Annotated in this window: 21 protein-coding genes; 10 read left to right on the plus strand and 11 right to left on the minus strand. The window is 52.7% G+C overall.

The genetic code is table 11. The features are described from left to right. Positions 1 to 22: 22 nt before the first annotated feature. Positions 23 to 2,377, minus strand: a complete 2,355-nt coding sequence (lon, locus tag BG55_RS01300; protein WP_034933461.1) for an endopeptidase La — start codon at positions 2,375 to 2,377, stop codon at positions 23 to 25. On the opposite strand from lon, the gene BG55_RS22395 reads away from it, so the two are divergent. Next, positions 2,352 to 2,552, plus strand: coding sequence for a hypothetical protein (locus tag BG55_RS22395; RefSeq protein WP_152542575.1), 201 nt, complete (start codon positions 2,352 to 2,354; stop codon positions 2,550 to 2,552). The two genes, lon and BG55_RS22395, sit on opposite strands and share 26 nt — an antisense overlap. Positions 2,553 to 2,570: 18 nt before the next feature. Here the strand turns inward: BG55_RS22395 and clpX are convergent, their stop codons facing one another. The 4 genes from clpX to bolA form a co-directional block, all read right to left on the minus strand. Further along, a complete protein-coding gene (gene clpX, locus BG55_RS01305) occupies positions 2,571 to 3,845 on the minus strand; it encodes an ATP-dependent protease ATP-binding subunit ClpX (RefSeq protein ID WP_034933462.1) in 1,275 nt (424 codons plus the stop codon). Positions 3,846 to 3,962: 117 nt separating this feature from the next. Next, positions 3,963 to 4,586, minus strand: a complete 624-nt coding sequence (clpP, locus tag BG55_RS01310) for an ATP-dependent Clp endopeptidase proteolytic subunit ClpP (RefSeq protein ID WP_034933463.1) — start codon at positions 4,584 to 4,586, stop codon at positions 3,963 to 3,965. Positions 4,587 to 4,821: 235 nt separating this feature from the next. Continuing rightward, positions 4,822 to 6,126 carry a trigger factor gene (tig, locus tag BG55_RS01315; RefSeq protein WP_034933464.1) on the minus strand — a complete coding sequence of 435 codons (1,305 nt, stop codon included), beginning with the start codon at positions 6,124 to 6,126 and terminating at the stop codon, positions 4,822 to 4,824. 323 nt (positions 6,127 to 6,449) lie between these two features. Beyond that, entirely contained in the window at positions 6,450 to 6,764 is a 315-nt protein-coding gene (gene bolA / locus BG55_RS01320) for a transcriptional regulator BolA (RefSeq protein WP_034933465.1), read from the minus strand. 167 nt (positions 6,765 to 6,931) lie between these two features. Here bolA and BG55_RS01325 point away from each other — a divergent pair, with 167 nt between their 5' ends. Both BG55_RS01325 and ampG read left to right on the plus strand, forming a co-directional pair. After that, entirely contained in the window at positions 6,932 to 7,510 is a 579-nt protein-coding gene (locus BG55_RS01325; RefSeq protein WP_034933466.1) for a lipoprotein, read from the plus strand. 170 nt (positions 7,511 to 7,680) lie between these two features. After that, positions 7,681 to 9,159, plus strand: coding sequence for a muropeptide MFS transporter AmpG (gene ampG, locus BG55_RS01330; RefSeq protein WP_034933467.1), 1,479 nt, complete (start codon positions 7,681 to 7,683; stop codon positions 9,157 to 9,159). An 18-nt stretch (positions 9,160 to 9,177) separates the two neighbouring features. Here the strand turns inward: ampG and BG55_RS01335 are convergent, their stop codons facing one another. Genes BG55_RS01335 through BG55_RS01360 form a run of 6 tightly spaced genes read right to left on the minus strand, consistent with a single transcriptional unit; the run spans position 9,178 to position 15,497 of the window. Further along, complete coding sequence (locus BG55_RS01335; RefSeq protein WP_034933468.1) at positions 9,178 to 11,139, minus strand: TonB-dependent receptor plug domain-containing protein; 1,962 nt, start codon at positions 11,137 to 11,139, stop codon at positions 9,178 to 9,180. 39 nt (positions 11,140 to 11,178) lie between these two features. After that, a complete protein-coding gene (modD, locus tag BG55_RS01340) occupies positions 11,179 to 12,030 on the minus strand; it encodes a ModD protein (protein ID WP_034933469.1) in 852 nt (283 codons plus the stop codon). Then, positions 12,027 to 12,707, minus strand: coding sequence for a class I SAM-dependent methyltransferase (locus BG55_RS01345; protein ID WP_034933470.1), 681 nt, complete (start codon positions 12,705 to 12,707; stop codon positions 12,027 to 12,029). The genes modD and BG55_RS01345 overlap by 4 nt, the downstream gene beginning before the upstream one ends. After that, positions 12,701 to 13,480 carry an ABC transporter ATP-binding protein gene (locus tag BG55_RS01350; RefSeq protein WP_034933472.1) on the minus strand — a complete coding sequence of 260 codons (780 nt, stop codon included), beginning with the start codon at positions 13,478 to 13,480 and terminating at the stop codon, positions 12,701 to 12,703. The genes BG55_RS01345 and BG55_RS01350 overlap by 7 nt, the downstream gene beginning before the upstream one ends. Further along, positions 13,477 to 14,484 carry a FecCD family ABC transporter permease gene (locus tag BG55_RS01355; RefSeq protein WP_152542577.1) on the minus strand — a complete coding sequence of 336 codons (1,008 nt, stop codon included), beginning with the start codon at positions 14,482 to 14,484 and terminating at the stop codon, positions 13,477 to 13,479. The genes BG55_RS01350 and BG55_RS01355 overlap by 4 nt, the downstream gene beginning before the upstream one ends. Further along, on the minus strand, positions 14,466 to 15,497 hold the full coding sequence (locus tag BG55_RS01360; RefSeq protein ID WP_034933475.1) for an ABC transporter substrate-binding protein: 1,032 nt from the start codon (positions 15,495 to 15,497) through the stop codon (positions 14,466 to 14,468). Before BG55_RS01360 ends, BG55_RS01355 begins: the two co-directional genes overlap by 19 nt. An 85-nt stretch (positions 15,498 to 15,582) precedes the next feature. Here BG55_RS01360 and BG55_RS23365 point away from each other — a divergent pair, with 85 nt between their 5' ends. The 7 genes from BG55_RS23365 (at position 15,583) to BG55_RS01390 (ending at position 22,625) form a co-directional block, all read left to right on the plus strand. Continuing rightward, positions 15,583 to 15,705 carry a hypothetical protein gene (locus BG55_RS23365; RefSeq protein WP_268745043.1) on the plus strand — a complete coding sequence of 41 codons (123 nt, stop codon included), beginning with the start codon at positions 15,583 to 15,585 and terminating at the stop codon, positions 15,703 to 15,705. A 486-nt stretch (positions 15,706 to 16,191) separates the two neighbouring features. Next, on the plus strand, positions 16,192 to 17,118 hold the full coding sequence (gene cyoA, locus BG55_RS01365) for a cytochrome o ubiquinol oxidase subunit II (RefSeq protein ID WP_034933477.1): 927 nt from the start codon (positions 16,192 to 16,194) through the stop codon (positions 17,116 to 17,118). Between the two features lie 4 nt (positions 17,119 to 17,122). After that, positions 17,123 to 19,114: a cytochrome o ubiquinol oxidase subunit I gene (gene cyoB, locus BG55_RS01370; protein WP_034933478.1), complete on the plus strand. Its 1,992-nt coding sequence runs from the start codon at positions 17,123 to 17,125 to the stop codon at positions 19,112 to 19,114. Continuing rightward, positions 19,104 to 19,718, plus strand: a complete 615-nt coding sequence (locus BG55_RS01375; protein ID WP_034933480.1) for a cytochrome o ubiquinol oxidase subunit III — start codon at positions 19,104 to 19,106, stop codon at positions 19,716 to 19,718. The genes cyoB and BG55_RS01375 overlap by 11 nt, the downstream gene beginning before the upstream one ends. Beyond that, positions 19,718 to 20,047: a cytochrome o ubiquinol oxidase subunit IV gene (locus BG55_RS01380; RefSeq protein ID WP_034889739.1), complete on the plus strand. Its 330-nt coding sequence runs from the start codon at positions 19,718 to 19,720 to the stop codon at positions 20,045 to 20,047. Before BG55_RS01375 ends, BG55_RS01380 begins: the two co-directional genes overlap by 1 nt. Before the next feature lie 14 nt (positions 20,048 to 20,061). Beyond that, on the plus strand, positions 20,062 to 20,949 hold the full coding sequence (gene cyoE / locus BG55_RS01385; protein WP_034933482.1) for a heme o synthase: 888 nt from the start codon (positions 20,062 to 20,064) through the stop codon (positions 20,947 to 20,949). A 314-nt stretch (positions 20,950 to 21,263) separates the two neighbouring features. Then, positions 21,264 to 22,625, plus strand: a complete 1,362-nt coding sequence (locus BG55_RS01390) for an MFS transporter (RefSeq protein ID WP_034933483.1) — start codon at positions 21,264 to 21,266, stop codon at positions 22,623 to 22,625. Positions 22,626 to 22,657: the final 32 nt, after the last annotated feature.

Here is a 22,657-nt window from a genome sequence, read left to right on the forward strand (position 1 = left end):
AAGGTGTTTTTGTCTTAAATCACTATTTTGCAGTGGCTACCTGCATGCCATAAGGGGCATTCTGCAACGCCAGCGCCAGCACTTCTTCAATCCGTTTAACCGGATGGATCTCCAGATCGGCAATCACGTTATCCGGGATTTCTTCCAGATCGCGTTTGTTTTCATCCGGGATCAGCACGGTTTTGATTCCGCCGCGATGTGCCGCCAACAGCTTCTCTTTCAAGCCACCGATAGGAAGAACCTGACCACGCAGGGTAATCTCACCCGTCATGGCCACATCGGCACGCACCGGATTACCGGTCAGGCAGGAAACCAGCGCGGTGCACATCGCGATACCGGCACTCGGTCCATCCTTCGGCGTAGCCCCTTCAGGGACATGCACATGGATATCACGCTTTTCGTAAAAATCACCGTTGATACCCAGTTTCTCAGCTCTGGCCCGCACGACGGTCAGCGCAGCCTGAATCGATTCCTGCATCACTTCACCCAGCGATCCGGTATAGGTCAGTTTACCTTTACCCGGCACGCAGGCGGTTTCAATCGTCAGCAGATCGCCGCCGACTTCAGTCCATGCCAGCCCCGTCACCTGACCTACACGGTTTTCGCTATCGGCACGTCCATAATCGTAACGCTGTACACCCAGATAATCTTTCAGATTATCGCCATCGATCCTGATGTGTTTGACCGCTTTGTCCATCAGCAATGATTTAACGGCCTTACGACACAGCTTGGACAGTTCACGCTCAAGGCTACGTACTCCTGCCTCACGCGTGTAGTAACGAATGATGCCCACTATCGCACTGTCATCCACCGTCAGTTCTGTCTGCTTCAGCGCGTTGCGCTCAATCTGCTTGGGCAGAAGGTGTTGCTTCGCGATATTCAGCTTCTCGTCTTCGGTGTAGCCAGAAAGACGGATAACCTCCATGCGATCCAACAGCGGAGCCGGAATATTCATGGAGTTTGAGGTTGCAACAAACATCACATCAGAGAGATCGTAATCTACTTCCAGATAGTGATCGTTAAAGGCAATGTTCTGTTCAGGATCAAGCACTTCCAACAGGGCGGATGCCGGATCGCCACGCATATCCGACGACATTTTGTCGATCTCATCCAGCAGGAACAGTGGGTTTTTCACCCCGACTTTTGCCATTTTCTGAATGAGTTTACCCGGCATAGAGCCAATGTAGGTACGGCGGTGACCGCGAATTTCGGCCTCATCACGTACACCACCCAGCGCCATACGCACATACTTACGTCCGGTTGCTTTGGCAATAGACTGGCCCAGAGAGGTTTTACCCACGCCTGGAGGCCCCACCAGACAGAGGATAGGCCCCCTGATTTTACTCACGCGACTCTGTACCGCTAAGTATTCCAGGATACGGTCTTTTACCCGCTCCAGCCCGAAGTGGTCGGTATCCAGTGTTTCCTGCGCCTTGACCAAATCCTTCTTGACCTTACTACGCGCATTCCACGGAACCTGCACCATCCAGTCGATATATCCGCGAACGACGGTTGCTTCTGCTGACATCGGTGACATCATCTTCAGCTTCTGCAATTCGGCTTCCGTTTTTTCACGGGCTTCTTTTGGCATTTTCGCCGCGTCAATTTTGCGTTTCAGCGCTTCATTTTCATCCGGGGCATCATCCATCTCTCCCAGTTCTTTCTGAATCGCCTTCATCTGTTCGTTCAGATAATATTCGCGCTGACTCTTCTCCATCTGTTTTTTAACGCGGTTACGGATGCGTTTTTCAACCTGTAAAAGGTCGATCTCCGATTCCATCATCGCCATCAGATATTCGAGACGCTCGTTGACATCAGACATTTCGAGCACTGACTGTTTATCGGCCAGTTTCAGCGGCATATGGGCAGCCACCGTGTCAGCCAGGCGGGCCGCGTCTTCAATGCTGTTAAGCGAAGTCAGTACTTCCGGAGGAATTTTTTTGTTGAGTTTGATGTAGCCCTCAAACTGATTAATCGCCGTGCGCACCAGCACTTCCTGTTCGCGCTCGTCAATTTCCATTGAGGCCAGGTACTCTGCCTGAGCAGTGAAGTGATCGCCATTATCTGCAAGAGTGGTGATATGCGCACGTTGCAGGCCCTCTACCAACACTTTTACCGTGCCATCAGGCAATTTTAACATTTGCAGGATGGAAGCTACGGTGCCAACAGAGAAAAGATCGTTAATGCCAGGTTCATCCGTTGAAGCCTCTTTCTGAGCGACCAGCATGATTTTTTTATCATGATCCATGGCGGCTTCGAGACAGCGAATTGATTTCTCACGACCAACAAACAACGGAATTACCATGTGCGGATAAACCACTACGTCACGCAACGGCAACACAGGGATTTCAATGCGTTCAGAACGCTCAGCATTCATAGAGCTCTCTCTCAGTTTAATTTCCGCCAGGGTGATGGGGACTGCTAAAAACAATGTAAAAGGCAGTTTTACCCAACAGGTTTCTGAGTATATGGGGATGGATGCGACACATTCAATGTTAAGTGCGCGAGAAAAACAAAAGGGAGAAAATTTTCTCCCTTTTTGCGATAACTGACTGGAAAGGTTTGGTTAATTATTCGCCAGAAGCCTGCTGTGCCTCGTGCTTACCATAGATCAACATCGGTTCGGTCTGACCGTCGATCACCGAATCGTCAATCACCACTTTTTCCACGTCATCCATTGATGGCAGGTCGTACATGGTGTTTAACAATGCGCCTTCAACGATCGAACGCAGGCCACGTGCGCCGGTTTTGCGGGACATGGCTTTTTTAGCAATTGCCGTCAAAGCTTCATCACGAAATTCCAGTTCCACACCTTCCAGATTGAACAAGGCCTGATACTGCTTGGTGAGCGCATTCTTCGGTTCACGAAGGATCTGAATTAATGCTTCTTCACTCAGCTCGTTCAGGGTGGCAACCACCGGCAGACGGCCAATAAATTCAGGGATCAGACCGAATTTGATCAGATCTTCTGGCTCTACCTGCTCCAGCAACTCACCTTCTGTCGCCTTTTGCGATTTACCTTTTACCGTAGCGCCAAAGCCGATTCCGGTACCCGTTTCCACTCGCTGAGAGATGACTTTATCCAGGCCGGCAAATGCGCCACCGCAAATAAACAGAATTTTAGAGGTATCAACCTGCAAAAATTCCTGCTGTGGATGTTTACGTCCACCCTGTGGCGGAACGGCCGCAACCGTACCTTCAATCAGTTTCAGTAACGCCTGCTGTACACCTTCCCCTGATACGTCACGGGTGATGGAAGGATTGTCTGATTTGCGGGAAATTTTATCGATTTCATCGATATATACGATCCCGCGCTGCGCTTTTTGCACGTCATAGTCACATTTTTGCAGCAGTTTCTGAATAATGTTTTCGACGTCCTCGCCGACATAACCCGCTTCGGTGAGGGTGGTGGCATCCGCCATAGTAAAGGGGACGTCCAGCAGGCGGGCAAGCGTTTCAGCCAACAGCGTTTTACCACTACCGGTCGGCCCAATCAGCAGAATGTTACTTTTGCCAAGCTCAATGCCATTGCTGGTATCACCATTACGTAGACGTTTGTAATGGTTGTAAACCGCAACCGCCAGCACCTTCTTCGCTCTTTCCTGACCGATAACGTAGTCGTCAAGATGATGGCGAATTTCATGTGGCGTTGGTAAGGCACTGCGCTCACGATGCGGTGCAACTTCTTTTATCTCTTCGCGAATGATGTCGTTACATAAATCCACGCACTCATCGCAGATATACACTGACGGGCCGGCAATCAGCTTACGCACTTCATGCTGGCTTTTGCCGCAAAAAGAGCAGTACAGCAGCTTTCCTGAACCGTCTTTGCGCTTATCTGTCATCAGTTAACCTCTTCTGTTATCTTCGTCCGCTTTGTACGCGGCGATGATGCCTTAAGTCGGCATCCTCATTCGTCGCTCATGCCCCTCAATAACTATAGACGACAGAGGGGCTATGGCTTAGCTGCGATGCGTCAGAATTGAATCGACCAGACCATACTCTACAGCTTCGTTGGCAGACAGGAAACGATCGCGTTCAGTGTCACGCTCTATTTCTTCAAGAGTTTTGCCCGTATGTTCCGCCATCAGCTCGTTCATTCGCTGTTTGACCTTGAGAATTTCACGCGCATGGATTTCAATATCCGTCGCCTGGCCCTGATAGCCCCCCAGCGGCTGGTGGATCATCACGCGTGAATTTGGCAGACAGTAACGCTTGCCTTTTGCACCGGCGGTCAACAGGAAAGCACCCATTGAACATGCCTGGCCCATACAGATGGTGCTGACGTCTGGTTTAATAAACTTCATGGTGTCGTAAATCGACATGCCTGCGGTGATCACACCACCTGGCGAATTAATATAAAGATGGATATCTTTTTCCGGGTTCTCGGCTTCCAGAAACAGCATCTGGGCGACGATGAGATTTGCCATATGATCTTCAACCTGACCGGTCAGGAAGATGATACGCTCCTTGAGCAGGCGAGAAAAAATGTCGTAAGAACGCTCTCCACGAGAGGTCTGTTCTACCACCATCGGCACTAATGCCATATGAGGTGCTGTTTGTTCACGTTCGCCACTGTATGACATTATCTGTCTCCTGGATAAATTTCACTTGGCCGGACTCCTATCTGGGGATGCTGCCCCACTGATTCAAGCATAACAACGTTTTTATCAACTGCTAACCAGGAAAAATAGCTTAGTCGATAATTTGCCGGTTTAATGAGCGAATAACGTCAGGAATGTCGCTGTGCGCAATGGATAAAACAAAAAGCCCGCGGTTGTCACAACCGCGGGCTTTTATTTATCCTTGAGAATCAGTGAATCAGGCAGTCTGTACCTGGTTCATCAGTTCCTGGAAGTTTGTTGCTTTTTCCGTCACTTTAGCTTTTTCCAGTACGGCTTCAACCGCCTGTTCTTCCAGAGCAACATTACGCATATTGTTCATCAGCTCGTTGTTTTTGCTGTAGAACTCGACTACTTCAGAAGGATCTTCATAAGCTGAAGCCATTTCTTCAATCAGTGCTTTAACACGGTCTTCGTCGGCTTTCAGCTCGTGGGTGCGAATAACTTCACCCAGCAGCAAGCCAACCACGACACGGCGCTTAGCCTGCTCTTCAAACAGCTCACGAGGCAGTTCCAGCGCCTGCTTCTCGTTGCCACCAAAACGCTGCGCGGCCTGACGCTTGAGCACGTCAATTTCGCTGTCAATCAGAGCAGCAGGCACGTCGATGGCGTTAGCATTGACCAGACCATCGATAGCCTGAGTCTTAACACGGTTACGCACAGCGCCTTTCAGCTCGCGCTCCATGTTTTTACGCACTTCAGTGCGCAAACCTGCGACTGAACCATCTTCGACGCCGAAACGCTTGATGAATTCTTCAGTGAACTCGGGCAGTTCACGTTCTTCAACTTTTTTCAGCACGATATCAAACTTCGCTGCTTTACCTTTCAGGTTTTCAGCGTGGTAATCTTCCGGGAAGTTGACGTCGATAGTGAAACTTTCGCCCGCTTTGTGACCCACAACACCTTCTTCAAAGCCCGGGATCATCCGGCCCTGGCCCATGGCCAGAACGAAATCAGAAGCTTTACCGCCTTCAAACTCTTCGCCGTCTACAGAACCGGAAAAATCCAGGGTAGCACGATCTTCAGCTTCAGCCGCACGGTCGGTCTCTTTCCAGGTCGCCTGCTGTTTACGCAGGGTTTCCAGCATCGTGTCCACATCAGCATCGGTCACTTCTACCAGCGGTTTTTCAACCTCGATTGCTTCCAGACCTTGCAGCTCGACTTCCGGATAGACTTCGAACTCAACGGCATAGGTGAAATCTTCACCCATTTTGTAATCGCCCGGAACATAAGAAGGCGCACCGGCTGGATTGATTTTTTCTTTGATGATGGCGTCAACAAAGTTGCGCTGCATCAGGTCGCCCAGAACATCCTGGCGAACGGAAGCGCCATAACGCTGTGCAACGACGGTCATCGGCACTTTCCCTTTACGGAAACCGTCGATACGAACTTTTTTTGCTACGTTGACCAGCTCACTTTTCACCGCGTTCTCGATTACATCTTTCCCGACGGTAATCGTAACGCGGCGGCCCAGGCCCTGAGTTGTTTCTACTGAAGCTTGCATCTTAATTACCTCAAAAAATCACGTGCTCGGTCAACTTCAGACCCTACCCGCGCTATGAAAAGCGGAGTTAGAGACTAAGAACCGGGGCGGCTTCTGATATCAGAACCGCACTCCCTGTATCAGAAGCGTCCCGAAGACATTCCGGAAAAAAACAGACGCAGCATTATAGCGGCAACGTCAAAGCGAGTCGAGGCCACACCCACACCCGATTTCAGTATCCCGACAAGTTTTGTCTGATAAAACCGTTGAAACCCCAAATCGGGGGGATTTTGTGGCAGGCAGAAAAAAGCGGCCCGCAGGCCGCCAGAGGTAGTGATACGGGATCACGCCAGAGTACTGGCCCCGCGACAATTGGGTGAGGCCGGAACCGTATCCTGCAACCCCTCCCACTCCTTCCTGGTGTAGGTATGCAGAGCCAGCGCATGGACGCTGCCAGCCAGTTCATCCGCCAGTACGCCGTAAATAGCACGATGGCGCATCAGAAAACGCTGATTAGTGAAACTGTCGCTGACAATTACGACTTTGAAATGGCTTTCTGCACCTGCGGGAACATTATGACGATAGCTCTCGTCATGGACTTCCAGGTGCACGGGAGCAAACGCTGCACTTAACTTTGCTTCTATTTGTTCGCGAACCATACCTTTACTCCTCATGACCGTGAATGACGTGCCTTAACAAGGCGTTACTGGCTGAAAATGCAGGACGATGAATTTACGTCTTATCAGGGCTTCAACTTGTGAAAAGCGATGTTATGATGACCGCCGTAGTGTCTGCACCACACCTTTAAGTCACCGAGAAAATAAGCATGTTAAAAAAAATCATTTTCCCTCTGCTGGCCATCTTCGTTCTGGCCGGTTGTGCAAACAACAGCAACACGCTGACTATTTCCCCAAAAATTCAGTTGCCTCAGCAGGATCCAAGCCTGGGCGGCGTCACCGTCAGCATTAACGGTGCCGATCAGCGCAGCGATCAGGCGCTGGCAAAAGTGAATCGCGATGGTCAGCTGGTGACGCTGACCGCAACCCGCGATCTGCGCTTCCTGCTTCAGGAAGTGCTGGAGAAGCAAATGGGCGCACGTGGCTACATGATTGGACCAAACGGCGCAGTTGACCTGCAAATCGTCGTCAATAATCTGTATGCCGATGTCACCCAGGGCAACGTGCGATACAGTATCACTACCAAAGCGGATATTTCTATTATCGCCACCGCCAAAAATGGCAACAAGCAGGTTAAAAATTACCGTCAGACCTACAGTGTTGAAGGCGCATTTAATGCCACCAACGATAAAATCACCAATGCGGTTAACTCCACCCTCAGCGACGTAATTTCAGATATGGCTCAGGACACCAGCATTCATCAGTTTATCAGGCAGAATGCCCACTGACAGAGGATAGTTTAGTCCTGTTTAGCCAGCCCGGGCGGGATATCAGCCGTTACCGCAGTGGGCTTAAGGGATCGTCAGGGATGACGCTTAATCTTTTCAAGTTGCCGTCGCATTCTGAGCCAGTAATCCTGTGACGTCTTACGCCTGACGCAGCGTGCTTTAAGGTTCTTATGACCCGTCATTATCTGCAAATTTTTACCCAACGTAATGCCGCCCTGCTGCTGGTGCTGGGCTTCGCTTCTGGTTTACCCCTTGCACTGAGTTCCGGCACCTTGCAGGCATGGATGGCCGTGGAAAACGTCGATATTAAAACCATCGGTTTTTTCTCGCTGGTCGGTCAGGCTTATGTTTTCAAGTTTCTCTGGTCGCCGCTGATGGACCGCTATACTCCGCTTTTTTCAGGGCGGCGTCGCGGCTGGCTGTTGGTGACGCAAATCCTGCTGATAATCGGCATTGCGCTGATGGGGTTTATGCAGCCCTCGCGTGATTTGACGCTGCTGGCCGCGCTGGCCGTGCTGATTGCCTTCTGTTCCGCATCCCAGGATATCGTTTTCGACGCCTGGAAAACCGATGTGTTGCCCGCAGAAGAACGGGGCAGCGGCGCAGCGATTAGCGTACTGGGCTATCGTCTGGGCATGCTGTTTTCCGGCGGGCTGGCCTTGTGGATTGCCGATCGTTATCTCGGCTGGCATGCCATCTGGTGGCTGATGGCGTTGATGATGGTTCCGGGCGTTGTCGCCACCCTTATCGCCAGAGAGCCGGATAGCGCCATCGCCGTACCGGCAACGCTGGAAGAAGCGGTCATCGCCCCGCTGCGTGATTTTTTTAATCGCAATAATGCCTGGCTGATCCTTTCGTTAATTGTCCTTTATAAGCTGGGAGATGCTTTTGCCCTCAGCCTCACCACGCTGTTTCTGATTCGTGGCATGGGATTTGATGCCGGAGACGTTGGCCTGATTAATAAAACGTTGGGGCTGAGCGCGACCATCCTGGGTGCGTTAACTGGCGGTGTGCTGATGCAGCGCATGAGCCTTTTTCGTGCGCTGATGCTGTTTGGCATCCTGCAAGCCGTCTCTAACCTCGCTTACTGGGGACTGTCGGTCACCGACAAACATCTGTACAGCATGGCTGCGGCGGTATTTGTGGAAAATCTGTGCGGCGGTATGGGCACGGCAGCTTTTGTCGCCCTGTTAATGACATTGTGCAATAAATCCTTTTCAGCCACGCAGTTTGCCCTGCTCTCTGCACTGTCAGCGGTGGGCCGGGTGTATGTTGGTCCCCTCGCGGGCTGGCTTGTCGAAGCCTGGGGATGGTCGAACTTTTATGCCTTTTCAGTGCTTGCGGCCCTGCCGGGTCTGATGCTGTTAGCAGGATGCAAAACCACGCTTACACGGGCACAAAGCGGCGAGGATTTTGCCGTCCGTACGCATTTCCCCCAGGGCTACCGTTGGGCATTACACGCGCTGAAAACGGGGGCAATGCTGATAGCGGTGGGGCTGATAATGCTGGCACTCAGGGCAACCGGGCTGTTCGATGCAGGTAAAGCAATTGGCCTGCTGTGGCAAAGCGGCATGGCGCTGGCAACGCTTGGGATTGTCTGCGGTAGTATGCTGGACTATCTGGCCCTGCAAAAACCATCTTCCCGCTGAATACCGGGCTGGCAGCGTTTAAAAACGGTATTCAATGCCAGCCCAAAATTGCCTTCCCGGTTCGACAAAGCCTTCGGTCAGTTCATATTTTCTGTCGAAGACATTTTTAATTGCCGCGTTCAAAGTAACCCCTTTGCCCGTCAGCAGATCCATGCGCAGATGGCTTATCGCATAGCCTGCGGCCCGACGTGTGCCCCCACTGTCACTGTCGCTGGCAGAGCGCGCTTCTTCGGTCAGCGTCAGGCTCCAGTTATCATTTGGGGCAAAGGTCACCCAGCTGGTCAGCGTCTGCGCAGGCAGATCGGTGATATTACCCGCTGAACGCTGTTTTACCCGATGATTGATGCCGCCATAATTCAGGCCCACTTTTACTTTTTGCCCGACAGCGCCGTGCAGACCGATATCCAGACAGTAATAGTCCACCTCGCCACTGTTGCGGTTCTGGACCGTTTGCGCATCAATATCAATACTGAGAATGGCCCGACTCAGGCGTTGGTAACAGGTGCTGAGTTCAAGACGCCACGCCGGTGTAATCACGGCGCTCCAGCTTAAATCAACACCGAGCGCGCGCTCTGGCCTGAGATGTGGATTGACTAGCGCACTCAGGGCATAAGCCGGACGCGAGGTGGTATAGCGTTCCTTCAGCGTCGGAAAGCGAGTGCGATCAAACAGCGTAAAGGAGAGCGCATCCCCACCCGTAAAGTGGTATCTGAACATGCTTTGCCAGTTAAACGCTCGCTGACGGTTAGACGCGTAACGAGTGATGCTGCCGTCACTTTCATGTTTCAGACCTTCCCGGCTGTCCCGCCAGTCATAGCTGAAGCCCGCCACCACCTCCAGCATCTCCGTTGCTGCCCACTGATATTCCGTCGCCAGCGACCAGGTTCTGTCGGCATAGCGATCGACCGGCCCTTTTTTAGCGCTTTTTTCCCGGTGAACGTCATCTTTCCAGTGAGCGGCAAAAGAGAGCAAATCGCCGTCACGCAGTCCGGCAGAGAGCTGTAACGCAGCCCCGTTGCTGTAGTCATCATAATGGCTGTAACTTCCCTGCTTTTTTTGTCGGGCGGCAGCGGAGTTATACATCAGCAGGGTATTCCTGAAAGTGTCGTGATAAAGGCGACTTTTCAGTGAAAAAACGTCGTTGAGGCGTGAATTTCCCTGATAGTAAAGGCTTTGTTTGTCATATTCCGGCCACTGCCAGTAACGCGACTGAACATTGCCGTTTCCGGCCCAGGGCGGACTGTTTTTTTCACCCTGTTGGTTATTCCAGCTGAAAAGATACTCATCACCCTCACGAGGGGTCCACCCGAGCCTGACCAACCCATGATTATCCTCAGAGGCCGAATTATCCCGTCGGCCATTTTTTCCGGCAGTTCGATTGCTGATCCCCTGAGGCAGAGCGGTAAAGTCCGTTTTTAACTGGCTGGCGCTGAGTTGCAGAAATCCGCTTTCGCCTTTCATTCCCAGCGAGGCATGACTTTCTCTGGCATTCGCTCCCGCCCGGCTCCATCCCTGACGAACGCCAACGCGTCCCTCAAGGCTTTTCTCTGGTTTGCGGCTGGCGAGATTAATCGATCCGCCCAGCTGATTCGGCCCCTGCAATAACGAGGTGTAGCCTTTGGAAACCTCCAGCGAGGAGAGATCGGCGCTCAGGAAGCGTCCCAGATCGAGATTGCCATCGTAGGGGATATAAACCGGAATACCGTCGAGGTAAACCGGTACCTGGCGGCTGTTGAAGCCCCGAACCCTGACCTGCATTTCGTTACGGTTTCCCGATTTCTCCAGCGTTACTCCGGCTACGGTCGCCAGTGCTTCCGCAGCATTATGTTTTTCCAGCTGGGTTATGGTCTCTGCGGTCAGTATGTCCCGACTGGCGGCAACCGGGCTTGACCAGACTTCCAGGGTCGGTTCCGCCGCCAGCAGCCTGCCGAAAGAGGCCAGAGCGAGGATGAGAAACAGATTGAAAAATGACGTTTTCATGATCTTTTCCCTGATCGATGGCGGCCACCCGCCCAGGCGTTATCCGTCTGAGGGTTCCATCACCACAGCAAGATCTGCCGGAGCCGCATGATAAGGCGCCGAAGTCACCAGCAACCCCACACCGGTCTGCGCCCAGGCTTCAACGTTATCCAGCGTAATCCCCCCCGCAACGGCAAGCCGACAGGAAGGCGCAATTCTTGCCGCAAGCGGCTGTAGCTGTAATACCTGCTGCGTGGTGAACTTGTCCATTTGCAACACATCCGGCAGAGCCTGCAAGGCCGTCTCTGCCTCCTCCGGGGTGGCGACTTCAACAACGATCGCCTTTTCCGGTGCCTGCTGGCGCAGTCTGACCATCATCGCCCCCCAGTCCTGTGGCTGAGGGTAAAAACGGCGATGGTTGGCGAACAGCAGCACCGTTTCCGCGCATCCTGCACGATGAATAATGCCGCCACCGTCCAGCACTGCCTGCATCGACAGCAGCCGGGTGCCGGGGATGATTTTACGGGTACAGGCGATCTGCCCGTGTGCCACATAACGTTGCAGCCGCTGGCGTAGCTGATAAACATAATTTGCCACGCCACAGCTCCACTCGAGCAGATTCTGGACTGCTTTCCATCCCTGATGCAGAGCCGCTGCCTGGCCGGTTGCACACAGCAGGCTGGCCCCTGCTGCCACCACCTCACCATCACTGACCGCATATTCAATATGCAGATCCAGACGCTTGAGTATGCGTTGTGCCAGAGCCAGCGCACTGACACAGCCGCCCTGCCGGTGAATAAAGGTCATTCTCCCCCGCTGCCCGCCAATACCCAACGCCCGGCAGGTCAAATCACCCCCCTGGATATCCTCCAGCAACCACAGGTCAAGCTGAGCGTCGGGTATAAAAATCATTCTGCCTCCCGTAAAGCACAGCGTTGCGGTTGCCAGGAGAGCACCGCCCAGTCGCGATGCGCAGGGTCGCGGATAAAATCCACCTGCGCCTGAATACCCATCTGCCAGAGCACGTTAACCGCATAGATATAGTTGGGCAGCTCATCATCCTTGTTTCCCTCCCCCGCTGAGCACGTCGAACCAAAAAAGCCACTGACGCTGTGAGTGGTAACGACCCACAGACGGGCATGTTGATTCAGCTTTAACATGGCCGCACGCAGATCGCCGACCAGCGTGGAGCGCGATGCGACCGCAATATCACACACCGGCACATCGTGCCAGCTGTCCTCCCAGGCACGGTGCAGCAAGGTAACGTTGTTTAATCCCATTGCGGCCGCCTTCTGCCTGGCGACCGCCAGCATCCCTGCGCTGTAATCGATTCCCCATACCTGCTGCAATCGTGAAGCGACATGCAGGCAGACCGTTCCTGGCCCACATCCCGCATCCAGCAGCGTGGTGGCTCCGGTGAAATCAATGCGCGAAAGCAATTGTTGCAGATAGGGACTGTCAGGGCGGGCGCAGCTGACCGCCATTTCTACGGCTCTGCTGTCCCAGTACTGCGGACTTTTTTCGCTGCGTTTTGCCTGTCGCAGCTGCTGCTGGTAAAGCGCAGCGAAATCAATATTATCAATCAGCATGATATTTTCTCCCGCGGTCGATCGTGCAGATTCAGATGCCGGCAGATCTCTTCTGCCTTTACCTGATAAAGATGCGCCAGCGAGGAACTGGTTAACATGACATCCGGCGATCCCACCTGTACGCCTGCCGTGGGACTGACAAACGCCACCCGATCGGCAATGATCCGCGCATGAACAGGGTGATGAGTGGCAATCAGCAACGTCATTCCGCTGACTTTCAGCTGACGGATTTTCTCCAGCAGGGCAATCTGATGACCAAAATCCAGGCTGGAAGCGGGTTCATCCAACAGCATCAGCACAGGCTGCTGCACCAGCGCACGGGCAATCATTACCAGCTGACGCTGGCCGCCACTCAGGGTGGAATAAAGACGCTGTTCCAGTCCGGCAATCCCCAGCGCGGCGAGGGTGTCACGCGCCTGTTGCCGCTGCTTTGCTCCGGGCGATGCCAACCTGCCCAGTCCGGCGACGCTCCCCATCATCACCATATCCAGCACGCTGAAAGCAAACGGACTGGTATGCGACTGAGGCACCCAGGCAACCATCCCGGCCCGCTGTCTGGCTGACCACTCGCGCAGTTTTTTTCCGGCAAGGATAATCTCACCGGCCAGCGGCTTCAGCACACCCGCCACGCTACGCAACAGGGTACTTTTCCCGCTGCCGTTTCCGCCTAACAGGCAACAGACCTCCCCTGAGCGGATACTGAAATTCACCTCATGCAGGATGCTGACATCCTGATAACCCAGGCTTACGCGATCAAACTTAACTAAGGTCATTTTCTCCCTCCCTGAAGCAGCAACAGCAGAAAAAAGGGGGCTCCCACAGCAGAAGTCAGGATCCCCAGCGGCAACTCTATGGCCCCGATACTTCGTGCCAGGGTGTCAGTCAGCAGCAAAAAAATCCCGCCTGCATACAAAGAAGCCGGAAGCAGCCGCAGATAACTGGCTCCCACTATCAGCCGACAAATATGCGGCACCACCAGCCCCACCCAACCGATGATTCCGGCAATGGAAACCGCACTGGCCGTCACCAGGGTGGCACTAACGATAAACAGGACGCGCAGGCCAGAGACATTCATTCCCAGCGACTGTGCTTCTTCATCCGGCAGACTGAGCAGGTTGATGCGCCAGCGCAGCAGCAATAAAGGAAATAATCCGCTGATGATCCCCGCGGCCGCCACGCTCAGATCATCCGGAGTAATCGCCGACAGTCCTCCCAGCAGCCAGAAGGTGATGGTGGCCAGCTGCGTATAGGGATCGGCAATAATCTTAATCAGCGAAATGGCCGCGCCGCACAACGAGGCCATTGCCATACCGACCAGCACCAGCGACAACACCGCATCATGACGGCGAACCGTGCCCGCAATCAGACTGGAGAAGGTGACAGTCAGTAACCCGCCGATAAAGGCCAGCAACTGAACAATCATCATCGGCATCGCCAGCCAGATAGCCAGACTGGCACCCAGTCCGGCTCCGGCGGCAACGCCGAGAATATCCGGTGAGACTAAAGGGTTGCGAAAGATCCCCTGATAGGCCGCACCGGCAGCCGACAAACCCGCCCCAATCAGTAACGCGGCCAACACTCGCGGCAGACGGATTTGCCAGAAAACTACCGCCAGTTGTGGTGGCTGAGTCGTTACCTCCGGATTAAAAACCAGGCCGATCATTTGCGTCAGCGTCAGCGGAAATGCCCCGGTCCCCAGCGAAATAGCCAGGCAAAACAGCAGGCCCGCTGCGGCAGACAGCCAAATCAGAACCCGGCTCATACGGTATTCAGCCATTGCTGCCACTGACTGCTCTGCGGCTCAGACTGCCAGAACACCCTGAAAAACAGCGCAAGATCCCCGGCAAGCCGGGCTTTTATCTGTGGGTCAAAATGGGCATGTAAACGACGTAATCCCATCAGTCGGTTTACCCCGGGCGGCGCGTCCAGCCAGCCGAATGGATGATGGGGTAACAGCAACACCTGTTGGTGCTGTACTGCGCTGATCTGCTGCCAGAGGGGATCACGGGTGATGTGTTGCCAGGCCGGACGACTTTGGGTGATCACCAGCTCCGGTTGCCAGTCCAGCAACTGCTCCATGGATACCTGAGCAAGGCGGGATTGGCCCACCTGTTTTGCGACATTTTCCAGCCCAAGAAACTCAGCGGCGGCCGTGTGTAATGAGCCTTCCAGCCCGGTTTCCTGCCCTTTCAACCCGCGAGCCGAATAAAATGTGCGCCTGACCGTCTGCCGGGCGGCAAAATCCGCTGCCTCGTTGAGGAAACGTTCTGCCAGCCGGGCCTGTCTCTCAGCCCTGTCAGCCACCCCAAGTAGCGCGCCCAGCTGTCGCAACTGGCGTGGGGTGGAGGCCAGACCGCCTTCCACCAACACCCACGGGATACCGGTTTGCGCACTGACCCGCCCCGCCAGAGAGAGATACGTGGCATCGGTCATACCACAATCAATAATCACATCCGGCGCGATTGCCATTACCCGTTCCAGTGACAGGGTGCTGGCTCTGCCCGCCAGGCGACCCGTTTTGGGCAACCGGCGCATCTTCTCTGGCAAAAATTCATTACCCGGCTGTGCCAGTTGATAAAAAGACAATCCGACCAGTTTTTCTGCCGCCAGCGCCAGCAGCAGGGGATCACCGGGCGCACCGGCGCTCAGCACAGTGTGAATACGTGAAGGAGGAGGAAGCCTGCCAAAAATGAACAGACCAGGTTCAGCGGCCAGGAGGTGTGCGGGCAGAACCGAAAGCAGGGTGCTGGCAGCGAGAAAGCCAGCGAGTCGACGTCGGGTGATATCCATATCAGCTCCAGTAAATCGTTCGCTATATAGCGGAATACATAATGGTAATCACTTTTGCCTGTTGTCAATGGTGAAATGATAACGGATGTCATCAGAAAGTGATCTCCGCCACAATCCGGATATTGCCGGAGAAATCTGGCTGTACGCTGCGGTTCCAGCGCGGAAAAATCCGGGCGAAGGACGCGAAATGAAGGACGAATTGGCCTGATGCAGGCTGATATAAAACCTGGCAAATTGCACGCTTTCTGGTCAGCCAATGTGACCATGCTGACGGGTAATCAGCAATTGTTAACATTTTTCCCGCTGGCGTAATCGGTCGCACGCCAGGTTATTTCTTAAAAGATTTTACAGTTTTACCCCATTTCAAAGAGAATATTAAAAACCGGTGCGTTATTATTCCGCTTTAATTTTCCCCATTAAATGATGCAGATTTGTTAAATATTTGAGTGGTAAATTCTCTGGTTATAGCAACCGCTTTTTCATAAAGGGTTTTCACATCATTTTTTGTTATATTCATGCCAACCCCCTGCGTTTATTAATATTTTGTCACCTAAAGCAACATCTGTGACAGCCTTTGCAAAAGGTGTCTACACGCCGCTGACACAAGTTTCTGCTGGTTTACAGTAATGAAACCTTCCCGTAAAATGCCGCCACACTTAAACGACAATAGAGCCCTTGTCATTGAGGTCGTTAAATGAGACTCAGGAAATACAATAAAAGTTTGGGGATTTTGTCATTAATTGCAGGCACTTTATTGTTAAGTGGCTGTGATAGTGCATTGTTAAATCCCAAAGGACAGATTGCACTGGAGCAACGTTCGCTGATACTGACAGCCTTCGGCTTGATGATGATCGTCGTAATTCCGGCAGTCTTGATGGCCGTGGTCTTCGCCTGGAAATATCGGGCATCGAATACTGAAGCCAAATACAGTCCGAACTGGTCACACTCTAATAAAGTGGAAGCCGTGGTCTGGACCGTTCCCATTTTGATTATTCTCTTCCTTGGCGTTCTGACGTGGAAATCAACTCACGCGCTTGAGCCGAGCAAACCGCTGGCATCCAATGTCGAGCCGGTTGAAATCGATGTGGTGGCACTGGACTGGAAATGGCTGTTCATTTACCCGAAACAGGGTATCGCTACCGTCAATCAGATCGCTTTCCCGGCCAATACGCCAGTAAATTTCAAGATCACCTCAAACACCGTGATGAACTCCTTCTTCATCCCAACGCTGGGTAGCCAGATTTACGCGATGGCAGGAATGCAGACCAAACTGCATCTGATTGCCAACGAACCTGGTACATTTGACGGTATCTCCGCTAACTTCAGCGGTCGAGGCTTCTCCGGTATGAAGTTTAAAGCGATTGCCACCCCGGATCAGGCTGCCTTTGATCAATGGGTTGCAAAAGCAAAACAATCATCCAACACGCTTATGACAATGGATGATTTTGAGAAACTGGCTGCGCCGAGCGAAAACCATCCGGTTGAGTTCTACTCTGCTGCTAATCCTGAACTGTTTAAACAAGTTATTGGCAAGTTCAAGATGAGCCACGGGAAAATGGACATGCCCGGACACGAAGGCATGGACATGAGCGAAGCCTCTCACGCGGGAGCCGAGGAATAATACGATGTTGGGAAAATTAACCCTTGATGCAGTTCCGTACCACGAACCGATTATCGTGGTGACGGTTGCCGCCATCCTACTTGGTGGACTGGCTATTGCTGGAGCAATCACTTATTTCGGTAAGTGGCAATACCTGTGGTCAGAATGGCTGACGTCTGTTGACCACAAGAAACTCGGTATCATGTATATCATCATGGCCTTCGTCATGCTGCTGCGTGGCTTTGCCGATGCAGTGATGATGCGTAGCCAGCAGGTGCTGGCTTCTGCGGGTGAGGCCGGATTCCTGCCGCCCCATCACTATGATCAGATTTTCACCGCCCACGGCGTGATCATGATCTTCTTCGTGGCGATGCCATTCGTGGTCGGCCTGATGAATATCGCCGTTCCTTTGCAGATCGGTGCGCGCGACGTTGCTTTCCCGTTCCTTAACAACCTGAGCTTCTGGTTCACGGCTGTGGGCGTGGTGCTGGTTAACCTGTCGCTGGGCGTGGGCGAATTTGCTCAGACCGGCTGGCTGGCCTACCCTCCCCTCTCCGGCGCGGAATACAGTCCGGGGGTAGGCGTTGACTACTGGATATGGAGTCTCCAGCTGTCGGGTATTGGTACGACATTAACCGGGATTAACTTCTTCGTTACTATCCTGAAAATGCGTGCGCCAGGCATGACTATGTTCAAGATGCCGGTATTTACCTGGGCATCTCTCTGCACCAACGTATTGATTATCGCCGCCTTCCCGGTACTGACCGTGACGCTGGCGCTGCTGACTCTTGACCGTTATCTGGGCTTCCATTTCTTCACTAACGAAATGGGCGGCAACATGATGATGTACGTCAACCTGATTTGGGTATGGGGTCATCCGGAAGTGTACATTCTGGTGCTGCCGGTGTTCGGTGTGTTCTCCGAAGTAGTGGCAACCTTCTCCAAAAAGCGTCTGTTTGGTTACACCTCGCTGGTATGGGCAACGATCGTTATTACCATCCTGTCCTTTATCGTCTGGCTGCACCACTTCTTCACCATGGGTGCGGGTGCCAACGTGAATGCCTTCTTCGGTATTATGACGATGATCATCGCCATTCCGACCGGCGTAAAAATCTTTAACTGGCTGTTCACCATGTACCAGGGACGCATTCAGATGCACTCTGCCATGCTGTGGACCGTCGGCTTCCTCGTCACCTTCTCCGTTGGGGGAATGACCGGGGTACTGCTGGCAGTGCCAGGTGCTGACTTCGTTCTGCACAACAGTTTGTTCCTGATTGCTCACTTCCATAACGTCATTATTGGTGGTGTGGTATTTGGCTGCTTTGCCGGCGTGACCTACTGGTTCCCGAAAGCCTTTGGTTTCTGCCTGAACGAAAAATGGGGCATCCGTGCCTTCTGGTTCTGGATTATCGGCTTCTTTGTTGCCTTTATGCCGCTGTATGCACTCGGCTTTATGGGCATGACCCGTCGTCTGAGCCAGAACATTGACCCGCAGTTCCATCCATTGCTGGTGGTGGCTGCCTGTGGTGCCGCGCTGATCGCCTGTGGCGTGCTCTGCCAGGTGATTCAGTTCTGGGTTTCTGTCCGTGACCGTGAGCAACTGCGCGATCTGACAGGCGATCCATGGGGCGGACGTACGCTGGAGTGGGCAACCTCTTCACCACCACCGTTCTATAACTTTGCTGAAGTGCCGGTTATCCACGAGCGCGATGCGTTCTGGGAAATGAAAGAAAAAGGTGAAGCTTACAAACAGCCTGCTCAGTATGCCGAGATTCACATGCCGAAAAACAGCGGCGCAGGTGTGGTGATCGGTGCATTCAGCCTGGTATTTGGTTTCGCCGCTATCTGGCACATCTGGTGGCTGGTGGGTCTGTCATTCCTTGGCATGATTGTCTCCTGGGTCATCAAGAGCTTTGATCAGGACGTTGATTACTACGTTCCCGTTGCCGAAATCGAAAAAATCGAGAATCAGCACTTTGACGAAATTAGCAAAGCAGGTCTGAAAAATGTCAACTGAAACTCTGGCTAAACACCACGACGCCCATGCGGAGCATGGGCATCACGATGCAGGAGCCAACAAGGTTTTTGGCTTCTGGATCTACCTGATGAGCGACTGCATCATCTTCGCCACCCTGTTTGCCACTTACGGCGTAATGGTAAACAGCACGGCGGGTGGTCCCGCAGGTAAAGATATTTTTGAACTGCCCTTCGTTCTGGTCGAAACGGCGCTGCTGCTGTTGAGCTCCATTACCTATGGCTTTGCTGTTATCAACATGAACAAAGGCAGCAAAGGGGCGGTTATTGGCTGGCTGGCACTGACCTTCCTGTTTGGTCTGGGCTTTATCGGGATGGAAATCTATGAATTCCATCATCTGATTATGGAAGGCTTCGGCCCGCAGCGCAGCGGCTTCCTGTCGGCATTCTTCACGCTGGTTGGTACTCACGGTCTGCACGTAACCTCAGGTCTTATCTGGATGGCCGTGCTGATGTATCAGATTTCCCGTCATGGTCTGTCTGATACCAACCGTACTCGCGTGATGTGCCTGAGCCTGTTCTGGCACTTCCTGGATGTTGTCTGGATTTGCGTATTCACCATTGTCTACCTGATGGGAGCCATGTAATGAGTCATTCTGCAAACGAACATGGTGCATCACACGGTAGCGTGAAGTCTTATATGATCGGCTTTATTCTGTCGATCATTCTGACGGCAATCCCGTTCTGGATGGTGATGGATGGCGGTGCTTCTAAAGCAACCATTCTTGGTGTGGTGCTGGTGTGTGCCGTGGTCCAGGTGCTGGTGCATCTGGTGTACTTCCTGCACCTTAACACCTCTTCTGAAGAGAGATGGAACCTTGTGGCGATTGTCTTTGCCGCAATCATCATCTTGATAGTTGTTGTTGGCTCGCTATGGATCATGTGGAACCTCAACTACAACATGATGGCTAACTAACCGAGCTACCTGTGATGATAAAGCAATACCTGCAAGTAACAAAACCAGGAATTATTTTCGGAAATCTGATTTCTGTTATCGGGGGGTTTCTGCTGGCCTCTAAAGGCCATATTGATTACGCCCTGTTTCTCTTCACCTTAGTTGGCGTCTCGCTGGTGGTCGCATCGGGTTGTGTTTATAACAACTTTATTGACCGTGACATCGACGTAAAAATGGAGAGAACCAAAAATCGGGTGCTGGTTAAAGGCCTCATTTCTCCGACAGCATCCCTGGTTTATGCCACCTTTTTGGGTATTGCAGGATTTGCGCTGCTGTATTTCGGAGCTAACCCGCTGGCCATGTGGCTGGCGGTCATGGGCTTTGTGGTGTATGTCGGCGTCTACAGCCTGTATATGAAGCGTAACTCTGTTTACGGAACGCTGATTGGTAGCCTGTCAGGCGCTGCGCCGCCGGTCATTGGCTACTGCGCTGTGTCCGGTCAGTTTGATGCCGGTGCGTTGATTCTGCTGGCGATTTTCAGCCTGTGGCAGATGCCGCATTCATACGCCATTGCCATCTTCCGTTTTAAAGACTATCAGGCGGCCAATATCCCGGTGTTACCGGTGGTGAAAGGCATTTCCGTTGCTAAAAACCATATCACGCTGTACATCCTGGCGTTTATGATTGCCACGTTAATGCTGACTCTGGTGGGCTATGCGGGCTACAAATATCTGGTGGTCGCCGCAGCGGTCAGCGTGTGGTGGCTGGGGATGGCGTTGTCAGGCTATAAGACGCAGAACGATCGCGTCTGGGCCAGAAAGCTGTTTGTCTTCTCAATTGTCGCCATTACTGCTCTGAGCGTGATGATGTCGGTAGACTTTATGACGCCAGCATCAAAAGACCTGCTGACTTACCTGATGTGAGTTAAATCCTGTTTCAATAAGGGCACCGGGTGCCCTTTTTTTTGCCTGAAATCCAGTGAAAAGTGACTTCAGTTTACCCTGAGCCTTGATGATAAAATATGCCAATGGTTTCTGACAGCAGAAACGTAACCTGCCATTTCACATCATTCGACGACGTTCTGGACGTCCGTCGCTTCCCTTAGTGCCAGTGATTGTCAGCCATCCGGATCATACGATGCTCACCCCTTTCTTTTTGTTACGACTTTAATTAATAAAAATTTTACCCACCCCGCCCTGCCACATAAAATGCGCATAACAGATAATTTGAGGTTGTAATGAACGATAACAAAATGACTCTGGTGGAGCTGCGGGCCACCTGGGGCTTAGGAACCGTTTTTTCTCTGCGTATGTTGGGCATGTTTATGGTTTTGCCCGTTCTGACCACATATGGCATGGCCCTCCAGGGAGCCAGTGAAGCCTTAATTGGGCTGGCTATTGGCATCTACGGCCTGGCGCAGGCTGTTTTTCAGATCCCTTTCGGTTTGCTGTCAGATCGCATTGGACGCAAGCCATTGATTGTGGGTGGATTACTGATCTTTGTTTTGGGCAGCGTGATTGCCGCCTGTACCACCTCCATCTGGGGTGTAATCCTTGGCCGTGCCCTGCAAGGCTCAGGCGCTATCGCCGCCGCCGTGATGGCGCTACTTTCCGACCTGACCCGCGAACAGAATCGCACCAAAGCAATGGCATTTATCGGTATCAGCTTTGGCGTGACTTTTGCGCTGGCAATGGTGCTGGGACCTGTCATCACCCACGCTCTGGGCCTGCATGCACTGTTCTGGATGATTGCTATCCTCGCCACCAGCGGCATTCTGATTACCCTGTTGGTGGTGCCCTCGACACCCAATCATCTTCTCAACCGTGAATCCGGCATGGTAAAAGGCAGCTTTAAAGCAGTGCTGATGAACAGCCGTCTGCTGAAGCTGAATGTGGGCATTATGTGTCTGCATATCTTGCTGATGTCGAGTTTTGTCGCCCTGCCTGGAGAATTTGAACAGGCAGGCTTCCCGGCAGAACAACACTGGAAAGTCTACCTGATTACCATGCTGATCGCTTTTTGCAGCGTGGTGCCGTTTATCATTTATGCCGAAGTGAAGCGCCGGATGAAGCGGGTTTTTGTCTGCTGTGTCGCGCTGATGTTAATTGCGGAAGTGGTGTTGTGGGGAGCAGGTAACCATTTCTGGACTCTGGTGGTCGGTGTACAGCTGTTCTTTATCGGTTTCAACCTGATGGAAGCCATATTGCCTTCGCTGGTCAGCAAAGAGTCACCGGCAGGTTATAAAGGAACGGCGATGGGGCTTTACTCCACCAGCCAGTTTATTGGCGTGGCCATTGGCGGCAGCCTCGGCGGTTGGATTTTTGGTCATTTCGATGCGCAGACGGTGTTTCTGGTCGGTGCAATCATTGCGGCCGGCTGGCTGCTGCTCAGCTGGACTATGCAGGAGCCGCCTTATGTCAGCAGCCTGCGTATTGTCCTGAGGGATGACATCGACATCCCGGCGCTGGAAAAAAGATTAAACGCACAACCCGGTGTCGCCGCCGTCTTTATTGCTCAGGAAGAGAAAAGTGCTTACGTAAAAATAGACAGTAAGGTGACCAGTCGTCCCGAGCTGGAAGCGCTGGTTGCCAGTTGCTGACATCATCAAAGTGTTAACACAGGCCCAGGTCC

Source organism: Erwinia mallotivora, assembly GCF_000590885.1.
Taxonomy (GTDB): domain Bacteria; phylum Pseudomonadota; class Gammaproteobacteria; order Enterobacterales; family Enterobacteriaceae; genus Erwinia; species Erwinia mallotivora.

Bases quoted from the DNA above. Each gene is read 5' to 3' on its own strand.
- BG55_RS01350 (WP_034933472.1), bottom strand. From the start codon at position 13,480: ATGACCTTAGTTAAGTTTGATCGCGTAAGCCTGGGTTATCAGGATGTC.
- BG55_RS22395 (WP_152542575.1), top strand. From the start codon at position 2,352: ATGCGTTCAGAACGCTCAGCATTCATAGAGCTCTCTCTCAGTTTAATT.
- BG55_RS01335 (WP_034933468.1), bottom strand. From the start codon at position 11,139: ATGAAAACGTCATTTTTCAATCTGTTTCTCATCCTCGCTCTGGCCTCT.
- BG55_RS01360 (WP_034933475.1), bottom strand. From the start codon at position 15,497: ATGGATATCACCCGACGTCGACTCGCTGGCTTTCTCGCTGCCAGCACC.
- bolA (WP_034933465.1), bottom strand. From the start codon at position 6,764: ATGGTTCGCGAACAAATAGAAGCAAAGTTAAGTGCAGCGTTTGCTCCC.
- cyoA (WP_034933477.1), top strand. From the start codon at position 16,192: ATGAGACTCAGGAAATACAATAAAAGTTTGGGGATTTTGTCATTAATT.
- cyoB (WP_034933478.1), top strand. From the start codon at position 17,123: ATGTTGGGAAAATTAACCCTTGATGCAGTTCCGTACCACGAACCGATT.
- BG55_RS01380 (WP_034889739.1), top strand. From the start codon at position 19,718: ATGAGTCATTCTGCAAACGAACATGGTGCATCACACGGTAGCGTGAAG.
- clpX (WP_034933462.1), bottom strand. From the start codon at position 3,845: ATGACAGATAAGCGCAAAGACGGTTCAGGAAAGCTGCTGTACTGCTCT.
- BG55_RS01375 (WP_034933480.1), top strand. From the start codon at position 19,104: ATGTCAACTGAAACTCTGGCTAAACACCACGACGCCCATGCGGAGCAT.
- BG55_RS23365 (WP_268745043.1), top strand. From the start codon at position 15,583: ATGTCATCAGAAAGTGATCTCCGCCACAATCCGGATATTGCCGGAGAA.
- ampG (WP_034933467.1), top strand. From the start codon at position 7,681: ATGACCCGTCATTATCTGCAAATTTTTACCCAACGTAATGCCGCCCTG.
- BG55_RS01345 (WP_034933470.1), bottom strand. From the start codon at position 12,707: ATGCTGATTGATAATATTGATTTCGCTGCGCTTTACCAGCAGCAGCTG.
- tig (WP_034933464.1), bottom strand. From the start codon at position 6,126: ATGCAAGCTTCAGTAGAAACAACTCAGGGCCTGGGCCGCCGCGTTACG.
- lon (WP_034933461.1), bottom strand. From the start codon at position 2,377: ATGAATGCTGAGCGTTCTGAACGCATTGAAATCCCTGTGTTGCCGTTG.
- BG55_RS01325 (WP_034933466.1), top strand. From the start codon at position 6,932: ATGTTAAAAAAAATCATTTTCCCTCTGCTGGCCATCTTCGTTCTGGCC.
- BG55_RS01355 (WP_152542577.1), bottom strand. From the start codon at position 14,484: ATGGCTGAATACCGTATGAGCCGGGTTCTGATTTGGCTGTCTGCCGCA.
- clpP (WP_034933463.1), bottom strand. From the start codon at position 4,586: ATGTCATACAGTGGCGAACGTGAACAAACAGCACCTCATATGGCATTA.
- BG55_RS01390 (WP_034933483.1), top strand. From the start codon at position 21,264: ATGAACGATAACAAAATGACTCTGGTGGAGCTGCGGGCCACCTGGGGC.
- modD (WP_034933469.1), bottom strand. From the start codon at position 12,030: ATGATTTTTATACCCGACGCTCAGCTTGACCTGTGGTTGCTGGAGGAT.
- cyoE (WP_034933482.1), top strand. From the start codon at position 20,062: ATGATAAAGCAATACCTGCAAGTAACAAAACCAGGAATTATTTTCGGA.